This is a genomic window from Ornithinimicrobium sp., from assembly GCF_051004135.1.
Taxonomy (GTDB): Bacteria; Actinomycetota; Actinomycetes; order Actinomycetales; family Dermatophilaceae; genus Ornithinicoccus.
On record NZ_JBPCKQ010000058.1, the window covers coordinates 1 to 13,310 of the forward strand.

Annotated in this window: 12 protein-coding genes and 3 tRNA genes; 8 read left to right on the top strand and 7 right to left on the bottom strand. The window is 69.4% G+C overall.

Annotated elements, in window-relative coordinates:
- The first annotated feature begins 115 nt into the window (after positions 1 to 115).
- Together ACR2FV_RS03130 and ACR2FV_RS03135 are read left to right on the top strand one after the other, a co-directional pair.
- Complete coding sequence (locus ACR2FV_RS03130) at positions 116 to 1,864, top strand: PhnE/PtxC family ABC transporter permease (protein WP_434014245.1); 1,749 nt, start codon at positions 116 to 118, stop codon at positions 1,862 to 1,864.
- A 252-nt stretch (positions 1,865 to 2,116) separates the two neighbouring features.
- Positions 2,117 to 2,254, top strand: a complete 138-nt coding sequence (locus ACR2FV_RS03135; protein WP_434014246.1) for a hypothetical protein — start codon at positions 2,117 to 2,119, stop codon at positions 2,252 to 2,254.
- A 471-nt stretch (positions 2,255 to 2,725) separates the two neighbouring features.
- On the opposite strand, the gene ACR2FV_RS03140 is transcribed toward ACR2FV_RS03135, so the two are convergent.
- From ACR2FV_RS03140 to ACR2FV_RS03150, 3 genes are all read right to left on the bottom strand, one after another.
- The gene (locus tag ACR2FV_RS03140; RefSeq protein ID WP_434014247.1) at positions 2,726 to 3,718 is read right to left on the bottom strand and encodes an acyltransferase family protein; all 993 of its coding nucleotides are present in this window, start codon (positions 3,716 to 3,718) and stop codon (positions 2,726 to 2,728) included.
- Between the two features lie 228 nt (positions 3,719 to 3,946).
- A tRNA-Arg gene (locus tag ACR2FV_RS03145) sits at positions 3,947 to 4,019 on the bottom strand.
- Positions 4,020 to 4,087: 68 nt separating this feature from the next.
- Positions 4,088 to 5,350, bottom strand: coding sequence for a cation:proton antiporter (locus ACR2FV_RS03150; RefSeq protein WP_434014248.1), 1,263 nt, complete (start codon positions 5,348 to 5,350; stop codon positions 4,088 to 4,090).
- Positions 5,351 to 5,441: 91 nt separating this feature from the next.
- Here ACR2FV_RS03150 and ACR2FV_RS03155 point away from each other — a divergent pair, with 91 nt between their 5' ends.
- Positions 5,442 to 5,663 carry a hypothetical protein gene (locus tag ACR2FV_RS03155; protein WP_434014249.1) on the top strand — a complete coding sequence of 74 codons (222 nt, stop codon included), beginning with the start codon at positions 5,442 to 5,444 and terminating at the stop codon, positions 5,661 to 5,663.
- A 92-nt stretch (positions 5,664 to 5,755) separates the two neighbouring features.
- Here ACR2FV_RS03155 and ACR2FV_RS03160 read toward each other — a convergent pair.
- A tRNA-Ser gene (locus tag ACR2FV_RS03160) sits at positions 5,756 to 5,846 on the bottom strand.
- Positions 5,847 to 6,071: 225 nt separating this feature from the next.
- Between ACR2FV_RS03160 and ACR2FV_RS03165 the strand changes: the two genes are divergently transcribed.
- Positions 6,072 to 7,628 (top strand): LCP family protein, encoded by a 1,557-nt coding sequence (locus ACR2FV_RS03165; RefSeq protein WP_434014250.1) that lies wholly within the window; start codon positions 6,072 to 6,074, stop codon positions 7,626 to 7,628.
- Between the two features lie 200 nt (positions 7,629 to 7,828).
- Here ACR2FV_RS03165 and ACR2FV_RS03170 read toward each other — a convergent pair whose 3' ends face one another.
- Positions 7,829 to 8,032: a cold-shock protein gene (locus tag ACR2FV_RS03170; RefSeq protein WP_220121964.1), complete on the bottom strand. Its 204-nt coding sequence runs from the start codon at positions 8,030 to 8,032 to the stop codon at positions 7,829 to 7,831.
- 247 nt (positions 8,033 to 8,279) lie between these two features.
- On the opposite strand from ACR2FV_RS03170, the gene ACR2FV_RS03175 reads away from it, so the two are divergent.
- The 3 genes from ACR2FV_RS03175 (at position 8,280) to ACR2FV_RS03185 (ending at position 9,358) form a co-directional block, all read left to right on the top strand.
- Positions 8,280 to 8,362, top strand: a tRNA-Ser gene (locus ACR2FV_RS03175).
- Positions 8,363 to 8,384: 22 nt separating this feature from the next.
- Positions 8,385 to 8,981: a GAF and ANTAR domain-containing protein gene (locus ACR2FV_RS03180; RefSeq protein ID WP_434014251.1), complete on the top strand. Its 597-nt coding sequence runs from the start codon at positions 8,385 to 8,387 to the stop codon at positions 8,979 to 8,981.
- Positions 8,982 to 9,019: 38 nt separating this feature from the next.
- Positions 9,020 to 9,358 (top strand): YtxH domain-containing protein, encoded by a 339-nt coding sequence (locus tag ACR2FV_RS03185; protein WP_434014252.1) that lies wholly within the window; start codon positions 9,020 to 9,022, stop codon positions 9,356 to 9,358.
- A 98-nt stretch (positions 9,359 to 9,456) separates the two neighbouring features.
- Here the strand turns inward: ACR2FV_RS03185 and epsC are convergent, their stop codons facing one another.
- Positions 9,457 to 10,050 (bottom strand): serine O-acetyltransferase EpsC, encoded by a 594-nt coding sequence (gene epsC, locus ACR2FV_RS03190; protein WP_434014253.1) that lies wholly within the window; start codon positions 10,048 to 10,050, stop codon positions 9,457 to 9,459.
- The gene (cysK, locus tag ACR2FV_RS03195; RefSeq protein WP_434014254.1) at positions 10,050 to 10,979 is read right to left on the bottom strand and encodes a cysteine synthase A; all 930 of its coding nucleotides are present in this window, start codon (positions 10,977 to 10,979) and stop codon (positions 10,050 to 10,052) included. The genes epsC and cysK overlap by 1 nt, the downstream gene beginning before the upstream one ends.
- Before the next feature lie 160 nt (positions 10,980 to 11,139).
- Between cysK and ACR2FV_RS03200 the strand changes: the two genes are divergently transcribed.
- Positions 11,140 to 13,310 (top strand): (Fe-S)-binding protein (locus tag ACR2FV_RS03200; RefSeq protein WP_434014255.1); only part of this gene is annotated, 2,171 nt, incomplete at its 3' end.

Here is a 13,310-nt window from a genome sequence, read left to right on the forward strand (position 1 = left end):
CACTGCACCCGAGCCATCGGGCTGTCCGCGGGGCGTCTCGTGTTCGACCTCCCCGTGACGGAGCTGGACGAGGACCGCCTGGCTGACCTCTACGCGCTGACCTGACGCCGCAGCCATGACCCAGCACCTCGAGCGCGACGTCGACAGCGGAGCCACCGGGTTCCCGGCACGGTCCCCGCTCGATCCGACCACGACACACCGGGTGAGCGTGGGCACCGTGCGGCGGCGCCGGCTGGTGGGTGTCCTGCTCGTCGTGCTGCCGTTGGTCTGGGCCGGCCACCGAGCGGTGACCGGCGGCACCGGGCTCGTGAACTGGAACGGTCTGCGACTGCTGGACGATCTGCTGGCCACTGCGCTCTCGCCGGCCCTGGACCCCACCTTCCTGCGGATCGTGCTGGACGGCGCCGTCGTCACCATCGCCTTCGCCGCGTTGGGCACGCTGGGGGCACTGCTGATCGGTGCCGTGGGTGGGCTGGTCCTCAGCGATGTCGCCTGGGCCCGCCATCCACCTGCCCTGCTGCGTATGACGCGGCTCGGCCTGCGCGGGGTCCTGGTGGCAGCCCGGTCGATCCACGAGCTGGTCTGGGCGCTGCTGCTGGTCAGCGTGCTGGGCCTGGACCCCCTCGTGGGAGTGCTGGCGATCGCCATCCCCTTCGGTGCGCAGACCGCCAAGGTCTTCGGGGAGACCTTGGACAACGTCCCGGCCGAACCGTTGTGGGCGTTGCGTCACTCCGGGGCCCGTTCGCTTCCGGCGATGGCCTATGCCCTGCTGCCGGGCGCCTCTCCGCTGCTGCTGTCCTACTCGTTCTACCGCTTCGAGTGCGCGATCCGCTCCGCGGTGCTGCTGGGCGTGGTGGGGCTGGGCGGTCTGGGCCAGGAGCTCGTGGTCAGCCTGCAGTCGCGCAACTGGGACGAGGTCTGGACGCTCATCTTTGCCGTGCTGCTGCTGTCCGCGGTGGTCGACCTGTGGAGCACCCGGCTGCGCTCGGACATGGCGGTGGTCAACTGCACCGAGATTTCTCCGGGGCTCGAGGGCTTGCCGCAGGCTCGCACGGGTCGGCGGTCCCGCTGGGCGCGCTGGTCCGCGGTCGTGGGCGCGCTCGGTATGGCGCTCGCCTGGTGGGTCTCCGACGTCTCGTTGGCCGGGCTCACCTCCGAGCGCACTCGAACGTTGGCGACGACGCTTCTCGGCGATCTCTTTCCGCCGGCCCTGCCGCTCGGCGGGTGGGTTCAGCTGATCGCCTCCGTCGCCGACACGGTGGCGATGGCCGTGCTGGCGATGGCCGTCGCCGTCGCCCTGACGCTCGTGTTGGGGCCCTGGGCCACGCAGTCCCGGCCCGCCCCTGGGCACAGTGTCACTCGGCTACGCCGCGCCGCCGGACTGGCCGGCTGGCTGCTCGCACGTTTCGTGCTGCTGTTCCTGCGCTCGGTGCCGCCGACGGTCTGGGCCATCGTGGCGCTGCTCGCGCTCTTCCCCGGCATCCTGCCCGGCGCACTCGCCCTCGGTCTCTACACCGGCGGCATACTCGGCCGGCTGGTCGCCGAGGCGTGGGAGAGCATCGACACCCAGGCCCGTGATGCGCTCCGCCGTAGTGGCGTGCGGCCCTCCGTCGCAGCCATCGCCGCGATCGCCCCGCCGTCCGGGCACCACCTGCTGACGTACACGCTCTACCGATTCGAGATCTGCGTCCGCGACACGGCCGTGGTCGGGGTGGTGGGCGCGGCGGGCCTCGGCCGACTGCTCGCCGAGAATCTCGCGGTCTTCCGCTTCCCGGTCGTCACCACGGTGCTGCTCGCGTCCTTCGCGGTCAGCGTCGGGGCCGAGCTGCTGGGCCGGTGGCTGCGACGGGCCACCCGCGTCTGACTCGCGGCGATCGGCGCTTGCCTGGTTGGTCGGTCCTCACTCGTGCGCGCGGTGACACTCGGCACCGAATTCACCGCCGAGTGGCCGGATCCCCGTGCACGCGGTGACACTCGGCACCCTATGCACCATCACGCTGACCGGCCTCGGTGCAGACATAGTGACCATGGTGAGTGGCATCATAAGACCAGCGAGGTCAAAGCCCGGTGCCTCGCGCTGCTCGATGACATGTCCGACAATCACAGGGAGTTCGTCGTGACCAAGCACGATCGCGAAGTCGCTCGTCTCGTTCGGGTCGAGCGTGCTCCGAGCACCCTCCGGTCGGTCACCCTGCTTGCCGAGGACGACGACGCCTACTACCAGGTGGCAGAGACCTGGGCTTCTGACCGTTGACCGGGTTCTGGCCCACACCCATAGGCTGCCGTGATGCCATGCCGGCACTCACCGCCTGATCCAGGACCACGGTCTCTTGCCGCACGGACCAGACGTCATCTGGTGAACCCGCGCCGCACGCAGGATGTAGAGCACATTGAAGGCTGGGGCGCAAAGTCCCGAACAAGACGAGGGGCCCCGGCATCCCCGGGGCCACCGCCATCAAGCCTGCGGCGCCTGGCTGCGTGGACCAGCATCGCCGCTGGAACCGACATCATGCCACCCACCCGACCCTACTCACACTGACTTGCTGAGATGCAACCTTGCCGGGCCCTGAGCGCGCCGGCGCGGAACGCACGCCCACCCTGTTGCGTCGGCTGCCCGGGACACCGTCACCCACTGAGGTCAGCCGGCCAGTCGCCAAGGGCGGTGGATGGTCTCCGTCATCCCGGGCGCATTCGTGTCCACCCGGCGGATGGCCGGTGGACGCGCTCAGGGGCGAAGGGACGCGGGCGGTGCATGCGGGTCTGTGTGCACGGCTGGCGGCCGGGATCGAGCAGGCCCGGGCCACTCGAAGAGCCACCGGATCTGGGGGTAGAACCTGGTGGCGACGATGCACACGAGCAGAAGGGTGAGGACCAGGGACAGGAAGCCGGCCCAGTCGTCGCGCGGCCACCCGAAGTAGTTCACGAGGATCCTCAACACCGGGACGTGCAGCAGGAAGGTGACGATCGAGCGTTTCCCCAGCCGCTCGATCAGCGTCAACGGCCAAACCAGGGGGAGCCTCGCCAGTACCCATACGATGGTTGCCACCGCTGTCGCCGTGATCACTCCTGCGGTCAGAGTCCTCGCGGCGGGTGGGTCGGGCAGCGCGTTGAGAACCGACCAGACAACGGTCACGCCCGCACCGATCGCGAACACCCATACCGGGGCGGCCATCACGCCGTCGATGTGCCTGGACAGTGTCACCCCGAGGAAGAAGAAGGCCCCGAACCACGTCACGTGGTGTATATACGGACCGAGCTCGAAACCCCCACGATCGATGAACTGGCTCGCTACCAGGAGGGCAAAGGCGATCCACCCGGGTCGGACGATGCGCGTGAGGAACCCCAGCGCGTAGATCGTGGCGAGGGTGATGAGGAACCAGGTGTGACTACCACTCGGCCAGATCCACCAGACAGGGTCGAGCGGACGGCTCCGTTCGCTCAGCGGAATCATCAGCGCCGTCCAGAAGAGGTAGGGCCACACGATCAGGCGCAGCTTGCCCGAGACGTACCTCGACGGGCCCTTGGCCAGGGAGCTGTCCAGGAGCAGCCCGGAAGCGACGAAGAGCGCCGCAAGACGACTATCACCGATCGCCTCGTTGAACATGAGGACGGGGCTGGGGGCGACAGAGGTGTTGGCTCCGTGGAAAATCACCACGAGCACGACGGCACCCCCGCGCAGGAGGTCCATCCAGCGCATCCGTTGCTTCTCGTCGGTCACAGCAGTAGACCGTACCAACCAGCATGGGCGGGCCCGTGACCTTTGGACGGGTAGCGCGGTGATGACTTGATGAATCGCGCTGGGTTGGTAGGAGTCTCCATCGTTAGAAAACGAGGATGGACTCATGCCGAAGGACACGACCCGGGAAGCCGAATGACCCGCACCAGCGATGGGGATGAAACGGCGGTTCAGTGAGTTGCGGCTGGTCACAGCCGGTGTCTGCACGAGCGCGCCCGGAGGGATTCGAACCCCCAACCTTCTGATCCGTAGTCAGATGCTCTATCCGTTGAGCTACGGGCGCTGGTGGTCGCCTCGGCGACGACGGTCCACGGTACCGGATCGGGCAGGGGCGGCGAAATCGATTCGGGCTCACCCGGGCGGGGTCACGGTGCCCTGCATCCGGCGCTGGTCCATGCGCCGCATGACCGGGGTCGCGGTGACCCCGTGCACCACCACGGAGAGCACGATGGTGAAGGCCACGACGGCCCACAGCTGCAGGCCCTCGGAGATGTATTCGCTGCTCAGCGCGAAGGACAGGTAGTAGATCGAGCCGATGCCGCGGACCCCGAAACCGGCGATGACCCACCGCTCGCTGCGCGCCACGTCCGGGCACCTGGCCATCGACAGCCACGCCGTCAGGGGCCGGATCACGAAGACCAGCGCGACCCCGACGAGCACGCCCTGCCAGGTCAGCTGTCCGAGCAGTCCAGCGGTCAGCGCCGCGCCCAGCATCAGCAGCAGCACCAGGGTCAGGATCGTCTCGAGCTGGTGGATCAGCCGGTGCATGTCCAGGTGATAGCCGTGCGTGCTCTCCACCGAGCGCACGGCCAGGGCGCAGGCAAACACGGCAAGGAAGCCGTAGCCGCCGACCAGCTCGGCCAGGCCGTAGACCGCGAAGGTCGCCGCCAGCGCCAGCAGCGGGTTGCCGTGCTCGGCGATGCGCAGGGTGCCCGACGCGCGGAAGGCGAGTCTGCCCAGCAGCCACCCGCAGACCCAGCCGAGCACGGCCCCCACCACGATCTTGCCCAGCAGGGTCCACAGCACCCACTCCAGACCCCAGTCGCCGATGGCCCCGCGGCCCATCAGGAAGAGGCCGAGGTAGACGAAGGGGAAGGCCAGGGCGTCGTTGAGGCCCGCCTCGCTGGTCAGGGTCAGCCGCACCTCGTCCTCATCGACGTCGTCCATCCCCTCGACCACCGGACCCGTGACCTGCACGTCGGAGGCCAGCACCGGGTCGGTCGGCGCCAGCACCGCACCCAGCAGCACGGCCGCAGGCAGCGTCAGCCCGAGCACGGACCAGCCCAGCAGAGCCACGACCAGGATGCACAACGGCATACCGATCAGCAGCAGACCCCACGTGGCCCGCCAGGACCGCCACCCCGGTGGCCGCTCCAGGGCCAAGCCGACCCCCATCAGCGAGATGATGACGCACGCCTCCGCCAGGTGTGCGGTCAGCTCGGCGTTGAGGATCGGCTCGACGGGATCCTCCCCCGGCAGGAGCAGACCGGCCAGCACCCCGACCGCGAGCACGATCATCGGCGGGGAGACCGCCCGGCCCTCCAGCACGGTCGGCAACACCGTGGCCAGCAGCAGACCGAGGCCCACCAGCAGGTAGACCAGCTCTGCGCTCACCGGCCCAGTATGCCGGGCGGGCGCGATCGGTGGAGCCTCCCGCAGCCACCTGGCATGCTGGCGAGCACAGCACCGACGTCGAGGAGGAACGATGGCCGAAGGACCGAAGGACAGTCCGGCCCAGGGAGAGCCCACCACCAAGTCAGCCGTGCAGCCGCTGCCGCCGGGCAGCGACGCCGAGGAGGTCGTCGACGGGATCGAGCGCCGGGCACGCTCCGAGACAGCGGAGGTCGAGACCGACGACGCCGACGGAGTCGAGGTCGAGACCGACGACGCCGACGGGGGCGAGGACAGCAGCGACGCACCCGACTGAGCAGACGGCATACCTGACCCGGGCAGGGAGCCGGCGCGCAACGGGACGCCGCGAGCCCCCGGACCCGCAGGGCCGAGGGCTCGTGACATCCGCGGAGGCGGAGGGATTTGAACCCTCGATGGGGTTGTAGCCCCAAACCCGCTTAGCAGGCGGGCGCCATAGACCAGACTAGGCGACACCTCCAGACCCGAGGCGATCCGGCATCGGACCGGGCTCGGGACGGCGATCAGGCTACCCGCGGACGGTAGCGTTCGCCAAACAACGAAACCTTGCAGACGCCTCGCGCGTTGACATGGGTCAGAATGCTGTCGTCTCAACCCAACTCCCGAGAGGCTGCCGATGTCGGACACGTCACGACCCGGAGACCCGGGCCGACCGTCCACGGACGGTGACGACACGGACGCACCATTGACTCGTCGGGAGCACAAGGAGCACAAGGAGCACGAGACCGAGTCCGAGGGGCAACCGACCACACGGTCGGCGCCACTGCGCCGCAGTCTCGGGCTGACCGCGCTCGGCACGCTGTTCCCCGGTGCCGGGCTGGCGTTGACCCGCCGCCGGCCCCTGGGGCTCGTGCTGTTGGTCCTCGCCCTGCTCCTGCTGGTCGGCACGGCCTGGTATGTCGTGAGTCAGGGTGCCGAGTCGGCCGCCCTGTCGCTGGGCTCTCGCCCGGACACGCTGCAGACCTTGGGCATCGTGATGGCCTTCGGGATGCTGGTCTGGATGGCCTCGGTGGCGCTCACCGCCCTGACCACCCGGCCCCGACCGATGTCCGGCGGCCAGCGGGCCGGGCTGTCGGTCTTCACGGGGTTCATGTGCCTGCTGCTGGCCGCTCCGGCCGCCGTGGGTCTGCGCTACATCGACGCGCACTCCGACGCGGTCGACAAGATCTTCATCGGCCGCTCGCATGACCAGAGCGCCAGCACCCTGGCCACACCCGATCTGGGCGACGAGAAGAACCCGTGGTCGGGTACGCCGCGGGTCAACCTGCTGATGCTGGGCTCGGATGCAGGGGAGAACCGGGAGGGGGTCCGGACCGACTCGATGCTGGTGGCCAGCATCGACACGCAGACCGGGGACGCGGTGCTGTTCGGCATCCCCCGCAACCTCGAGAAGGTCCCGATCCCCGCGGACAACCCGCTGAGCCGGGTCTGGCCGCAGGGCTACAACTGCGGTGACGCCTGCCTGATGAACGGCATCTGGACCGAGGCCGAGGCCGCGTCGGAGACCAACCCCGGGTGGTATCCGATGGACCCCAACCCGGGACTCACCGCGACCCAGGACGTCATCGGCGAGATCCTCGGGCTGCCGATCGACTACACCGTGATCGTCAACCTCGAGGGCTTCCAAGATCTGGTGGACGCCATGGGCGGGGTGGACATCAACGTGCAGGAGCGGCTGCCGATGGGTGGGCGCACGACGACCACCGCCGACGGTCGGCCGATGCTGGTCCCCGGCAGCGAGTCGGGCTATCTGGAGCCTGGCGAGCAGCACCTCACCGGCTACCAGGCGCTGTGGTATGCCCGGTCCCGCATCACGACCGACGACTTCAGCCGGATGCGGCGGCAGCGGTGCGTGGTGGCCGCGGTCATCGAGCAGGTCAACCCGCTGACGATGATCCAGCGCTATCCCCAGGTCGTCGGGGTCGCCGGTGACAACGTCCGCGCCGACATCTCCCGGGATGAGCTGCCGGCGTGGGCCGAGCTGGTGCAGCGGGTGCAGAACGGCTCGATCAAGAGCCTGCCCTTCACCGTGCAGAACACCGATGTCGGCGACCCCAACTACACGGCGATCCGGGCGAGGGTCCAGGACGCCATCGACCCGCCTCCCCCGCCGACCATCACGCCATCCCCGCCGAGCGCCGAGGAGACCCCGAATCCCGAGCCCAGCCCTGCGTCGACCCCCGAGGAGACCCCGCCCGCACCGACCGAGGACGCCCTCGAGGACGTCGGCGTGGTCTGCTGACGGCGTACCCCACGAGTTGCGCGGGGTTCGGTGCATTGCGCCGTTTCCGGCGACGGCGCAATGGACACAATCCCGCGCAATTCGGCGTCGTCTACTGACGGCATACCCGGGTGGGTGGGCTGTGCACACAGCGAAACCCCCGGATCCACGAGGGATCCGGGGGCCAGGTGCTGAGACTCCGCAGGGGAGTCGCAGCCCTCTCAGACGGGGCGGACGGCGTCAGCCTGCGGTCCCTTGGGGGACTGCGTCACCTCGAACTCGACGCGCTGCGCCTCATCGAGGGACTTGTAGCCGTTGGTCTCGATCGCCGAGTAGTGGACGAACACGTCCGGGCCTCCGCCGTCCTGGGCGATGAAGCCGAAGCCCTTCTCCGCATTGAACCACTTCACGGTTCCCTGTGCCATGACATCTCTTTCTGCTGTGCGTGTGCGTCGCCCCCCACAGGATGTGGAAGGAGGGCTGAGATGAACCCCCCACTCGCCGGGTCATTCCCGGTTGGTGCCGACGTGCCGGACCCGAGGGGCCAGCGTGTACTTCACATGCGAGGAACTGCAACTACAACCAAGAGAACCGTAGCAGCAATCCGGTGCCGGACCACGATCGAAGGGTGAGAGACTGTGCACAGCGGCCCGATGACCCCCATCGGGTCCTGGAGGGTTCGCATAGTGGCCGAGTGCAGGCGCCTTGAAAGCGCCCGACGGAAACGTCCGTGGGTTCGAATCCCACACCCTCCGCCCCTGGTGTGACCGGCAGTTCATGGCGGCCTCGCAGGAATCGGTCCGCCTGCTGGGGTTGTTTGCTTTGCAGAACGGCCAGGGACCCTGCCGCGACTGTTTCGCCACCGGCCACCCGGTGCTGGTCGACGACCTCGACGCGGCGGCGACCCGCTGGCCCGTCTTCACGCCGCACGCACTGTCTGCCGGCTTTCACTCTGTCTGCGCGATCCCCATGCGCCACGGCGGCAACGTCATCGGCACGGTCAACCTGTTCGGCACCCGCCGGGGCCAGATCAGCCCGGAGGACGTGCGCATCGTCCAGGCCCTGACTCACGCTGCCACGATCGGCATCCTGCAGGAGCAGGCGTTGCGCCGCGGCGAGCTGCTCACGGAGCAGCTGCAGAACGCCCTCAACAGCAGGATCGTCATCGAGCAGGCCAAGGGGGCTGTGGCCCAGCTGCACGGGGTCGACATCGACGATGCCTTCGCGCTGCTGCGCGACTACAGCCGAGCCCGCGGGCTGCCCATGGTCGAAGTGGCGGCGGCCGTGGTGGGCAACCCCGAGGAGCACCCGGAGCTGACCCAGCCCGGCGGGCGGACCAACCGGTCGGGTGGACGCGACCGCCGTCCCCGCTAGGCTGCTCCCGACAAGCACGGACGACGGAAGGAGTCACCATGCGCAAGCTCACCCTGCTGACCGGTGTCGGCATCGGATACGTCCTCGGGGCCAAGGCCGGCCGCGAGCGCTACGAGCAGCTGGCCGACCAGGCCAGCAAGGTCTGGGCCGACCCACGGGTCCAGAGCAAGGTCGAGGAGGTCAAGGAGCAGGCGCCCCAGGTCGCCGCGAAGGTCGGCGACAGCGCCAAGTCCGCCGCCGGCAATGCCCGCTCCAAGGTCAGCGGTCACGAGTCCACGGACGGGGACTACGAGAACGCCACCGGCAGCATCGACGCCGAGGGGCAGGTCACCGTCGACGAGACCGGCTTCGGCCCGGGCGGCGAGCGACTGCCCTGAGCTCGGCCGACACGGCATACCGCCACGGCCCGTCCCCCATCTCGGGGGCGGGCCGGCGTCGTTGCCGCCGCTTCAGTGCGGCGTATGCCGACAGCCGCTCAGATCCACAGCGCCGGCTCGTCGTAGAGCGCCTCGCCCGGGTCCACCTGCGCCGCGGGGAGCCGGATCCGCGCCGGCACACCAGTCGCGACAGCGCCGTCCGGCACGTCCTTGACCACGACCGCGTTGGCGCCGATCTGGGCGCCCACCCCGATGGTGACCGGGCCGAGGACCCTGGCCCCGGCACCGAGGGTGGCGCCGTCCCGGACGGTCGGATGCCGCTTGACCCGGGCCATGGAGCGACCGCCAAGGGTGACCCCGTGATAGAGCATGACGTCGTCGCCGATCTCCGCGGTCTCACCGATCACCACGCCCATGCCGTGGTCGATGAAGAAGCGGCGACCGATCTGCGCACCGGGATGGATCTCGACGCCCGTGGCCGCACGGCACAGCTGGGACAGCAGCCGGGCCGGCAGGCGCAGGGCTCCGCCGTGCCGCCACATACGGTGCGCCACCCGGTGGGACCAGAGGGCGTGCAGCCCCGGAGAGGCCAGCGCCATCTCCACCCGACCGCTCGTGGCCGGATCGCGCGCGATGGCCGCGTCGAGGTCCTCGCGCACACCGGCCCACGCGTGTTGAGCCGTGGCCAGCATCAGTCGGTCATGCCCTCGAAGAGCACCGTGGACAGGTAGCGCTCGCCGGAGTCGCACACGATGGCGACGATGGTCTTGCCCGCGTTGTCCGGGCGCTTGGCGAGCTCCAACGCGCCCCAGATGATCGCGCCCGTGGAGATGCCGGACAGGATCCCCTCCTTCGTCGCCAGCTCCCGGGCGACGCGCAGGGCGTCGTCGAGCTTCACGTCGACGACCTCGTCGTAGATCTCGGTGTCCAGAATGTCGGGGACGAAGTTGGCGCCCAGGCCCTGGATCTTGTGCGGCCCGGGGTCACCGCCGGTCAGAATCGGGCTGTCGGCCGGCTCGATCACGACCAGCTCCACGTCCGGCTTCTGCTCGCGCAGGTAGCCACCCGCGCCGGTGATCGTGCCACCCGTGCCCACACCGGCGACGAAGATGTCGACGCCACCGTCGGTGTCCTCCCAGATCTCCGGGCCGGTGGTCTCGCGGTGCACCTTGACGTTGGCCGGGTTGGCGAACTGCCGGGCGCGCACGGCGCCGGTCTGCTCGGCGATCTCCTCGGCCTTGGCGACCGCGCCCTTCATCCCCTCGGGACCGGGGGTCAGCACGAGCTCAGCGCCGTAGGCCCGCAGCAGTGCGCGCCGCTCCAGGCTCATCGTCTCCGGCATGGCCAGGACGACCTTGAAGCCGCGGGCCGCGCCGACCATCGCCAGCGCGATCCCGGTGTTGCCCGAGGTGCCCTCCACGATCGTGCCACCCGGCTGCAGTGCGCCGTCGGCGACGGCTGCGTCGATGATCGCCTTGCCGATGCGGTCCTTGACCGAGGCCGCGGGGTTCTGCGACTCCAGCTTGACCAGGATCTCGGCGTCGAGTCCCTCGGTCAGCCGGTTGAGCCGGACCAGCGGGGTGTTGCCGATCACCTGCGTGATGTCGTCGAGCACGGGCACGGGAGCTCTCCTCTTGTCGCGTCTTCGGCAGTCGATACCTGCCTACCAGGTGATACATCACCCAACTCGTCGTTATTCCGCCGTAGGCCCACCGAGACCATGGGGCAGACGCACCGCGGGCCTGGTGACGGGGCGGCAGGTCGGTCCGTAGGATTCACCCATGTCAGCAGTGCAGATCCTGGCCATCGTGATCGGTCTGAGCGCGACGGGCACTGCGGTGGCGCTCTTCGTGGCCGCCATCGCCAAGTTCGTGGCGAAGTTCCGGCTCGGCCAGCCGGCCACCGGTCGCACGGACCAGCCCGGCGCGCGGACCACCACCCTGGTCCGCGAGGTCCTGGGGCACGGGCGGATGGCCCGCAAGCCGTGGGTCGCGGTGGCCCACTGGGTGGTCATGGTCTCCTTCGGGCTGCTGTTCCTGACCCTGGTCAACGCCTACGGCCAGCTGTTCGACCCGCACTTCGCGCTGTGGGGCCTGGCGCACTTCGCCCCGCTGGCCTGGCTGTTCGAGCTCTTCGGGTGGGGGGCGATCCTCGGCATACTCACCCTGATCGTGGTCCGGCAGCGCGAGCACCCGCGCAGCGGCGGGCGGCGCAGCCGGTTCTGGGGGTCCACCTTCTGGCAGGCGTATGTCGTGGAGGCGGTCATCCTCGGGGTGGGCCTGTGCATCGTGACGCTGCGGAGCCTGGAGTACGCGCTGGGGCAGGCCGAGGGCGAATCGTGGGCGACCGCAGTCACCTTCCCGCTGACCGCCTGGCTCGGCGGTCTCTTCGACGGTGTCTCGGTCGGGGCGCTGGAGACCGCGATCATCCTGGTCGCGTTGCTGAAGATCCTGATCTCGATGGCCTGGATGATCACCATCGCGGTGACCCCCACGATGGGCGTGGCCTGGCACCGCTTCCTGGCGTTCTTCAACATCTGGTTCAAGCGCCACCCCCAAGGGCGCACCTCGCTCGCGGCCGTGCAGCCGATCATGGTCGACGGGTCGCCGATCGACTTCGAGGCCATCGAGGAGCTCGACGAGGACGCTGCGCTCGGGGTCGGCAAGGTCGAGGACTTCACCTGGAAGGGGTTGCTCGACTTCTCCACCTGCACGGAGTGCGGCCGCTGCCAGGAGCAGTGCCCGGCGTGGCACACCGACAAGCCGTTGTCGCCCAAGATGCTGGTCCTGGCCCTGCGCAACCACCACCACGCCAAGGCCCCTTGGCTGCTGGCCGACGAGGAAGCCCGGTCCGGCGCTGCGGACGGCGCGAGCAACGGCATACCCGCCTCGGCAGTTGCTGAGGCCCAGCGCCCACTGGTCGGGGCCACCGAGGGTGACCCCGCGATGCCCGACGGCGGCGGAGTCATCGACCCCGAGGTGCTCTGGTCGTGCACCACCTGCGGCGCGTGCGTCGAGCAGTGCCCGGTCGACATCGAGCACGTCGACACGATCGTGGACCTGCGGCGCTACCAGACGCTGATCGAGTCGGCCTTCCCCAGCGAGCTCGGCGGCCTGTTCAAGAACCTGGAGAACAAGTCCAACCCGTGGGGCATGTCGGCGCGGGCCCGGATGGACTGGGCCAAGGACCTGGACTTCGAGGTGCCGTTGGCCGGCGGTGATGTGGAGGACATGGCGGACCTGGACTACCTGTTCTGGGTGGGCTGTGCCGGTGCCTTCGAGGACCGGGCCAAGAAGACCACCCGCGCGGTCGCCGAGCTGCTGCACATGGCCGAGGTCAGCTTCGCAGTGCTGGGCGACGGCGAGACCTGCACCGGTGACCCGGCCCGGCGGGCGGGCAACGAGTTCCTCTTCCAGATGCTGGCCCAGCAGAACGTCGAGATGCTCGGCGAGGTCAACGCGACCAAGATCGTGGTGACCTGCGCACACTGCTTCAACACGCTCAAGAACGAGTATCCCCAGCTCGGCGGCAACTACGAGGTCGTCCACCACACCCAGCTGCTCAACCGGCTGGTCCGCGACAAGCGGCTGACACCGGTGGCCCGGCCGGACCAGGCCGACACGGCCGGGGTGGCCTCGACGGCGCAGAGCGTGACCTACCACGACCCGTGCTACCTGGGCCGGCACAACGGCGTCTACGCACCGCCGCGGGAGCTGATCGGGTCACTTCCCGGCGTGGAGCTGCGCGAGATGCCGCGGCACGGACAGAAGTCATTCTGCTGCGGCGCCGGCGGCGCCCGGATGTGGATGGAGGAGAAGCTGGGCACCCGGATCAACCTCAACCGCACCGAGGAGGCACTGGCCACCGGGGCCGACCGGATCGCCATCGGCTGCCCGTTCTGCCGGGTGATGCTCTCCGACGGCCTGACCCAGAAGCAGGCGGAGGGCGCCTC

Bases quoted from the DNA above. Each gene is read 5' to 3' on its own strand.
- ACR2FV_RS03130 (WP_434014245.1), top strand. From the start codon at position 116: ATGACCCAGCACCTCGAGCGCGACGTCGACAGCGGAGCCACCGGGTTC.
- ACR2FV_RS03170 (WP_220121964.1), bottom strand. From the start codon at position 8,032: ATGGCACAGGGAACCGTGAAGTGGTTCAATGCGGAGAAGGGCTTCGGC.
- ACR2FV_RS03155 (WP_434014249.1), top strand. From the start codon at position 5,442: ATGGCCGAAGGACCGAAGGACAGTCCGGCCCAGGGAGAGCCCACCACC.
- ACR2FV_RS03180 (WP_434014251.1), top strand. From the start codon at position 8,385: ATGGCGGCCTCGCAGGAATCGGTCCGCCTGCTGGGGTTGTTTGCTTTG.
- epsC (WP_434014253.1), bottom strand. From the start codon at position 10,050: ATGCTGGCCACGGCTCAACACGCGTGGGCCGGTGTGCGCGAGGACCTC.
- ACR2FV_RS03185 (WP_434014252.1), top strand. From the start codon at position 9,020: ATGCGCAAGCTCACCCTGCTGACCGGTGTCGGCATCGGATACGTCCTC.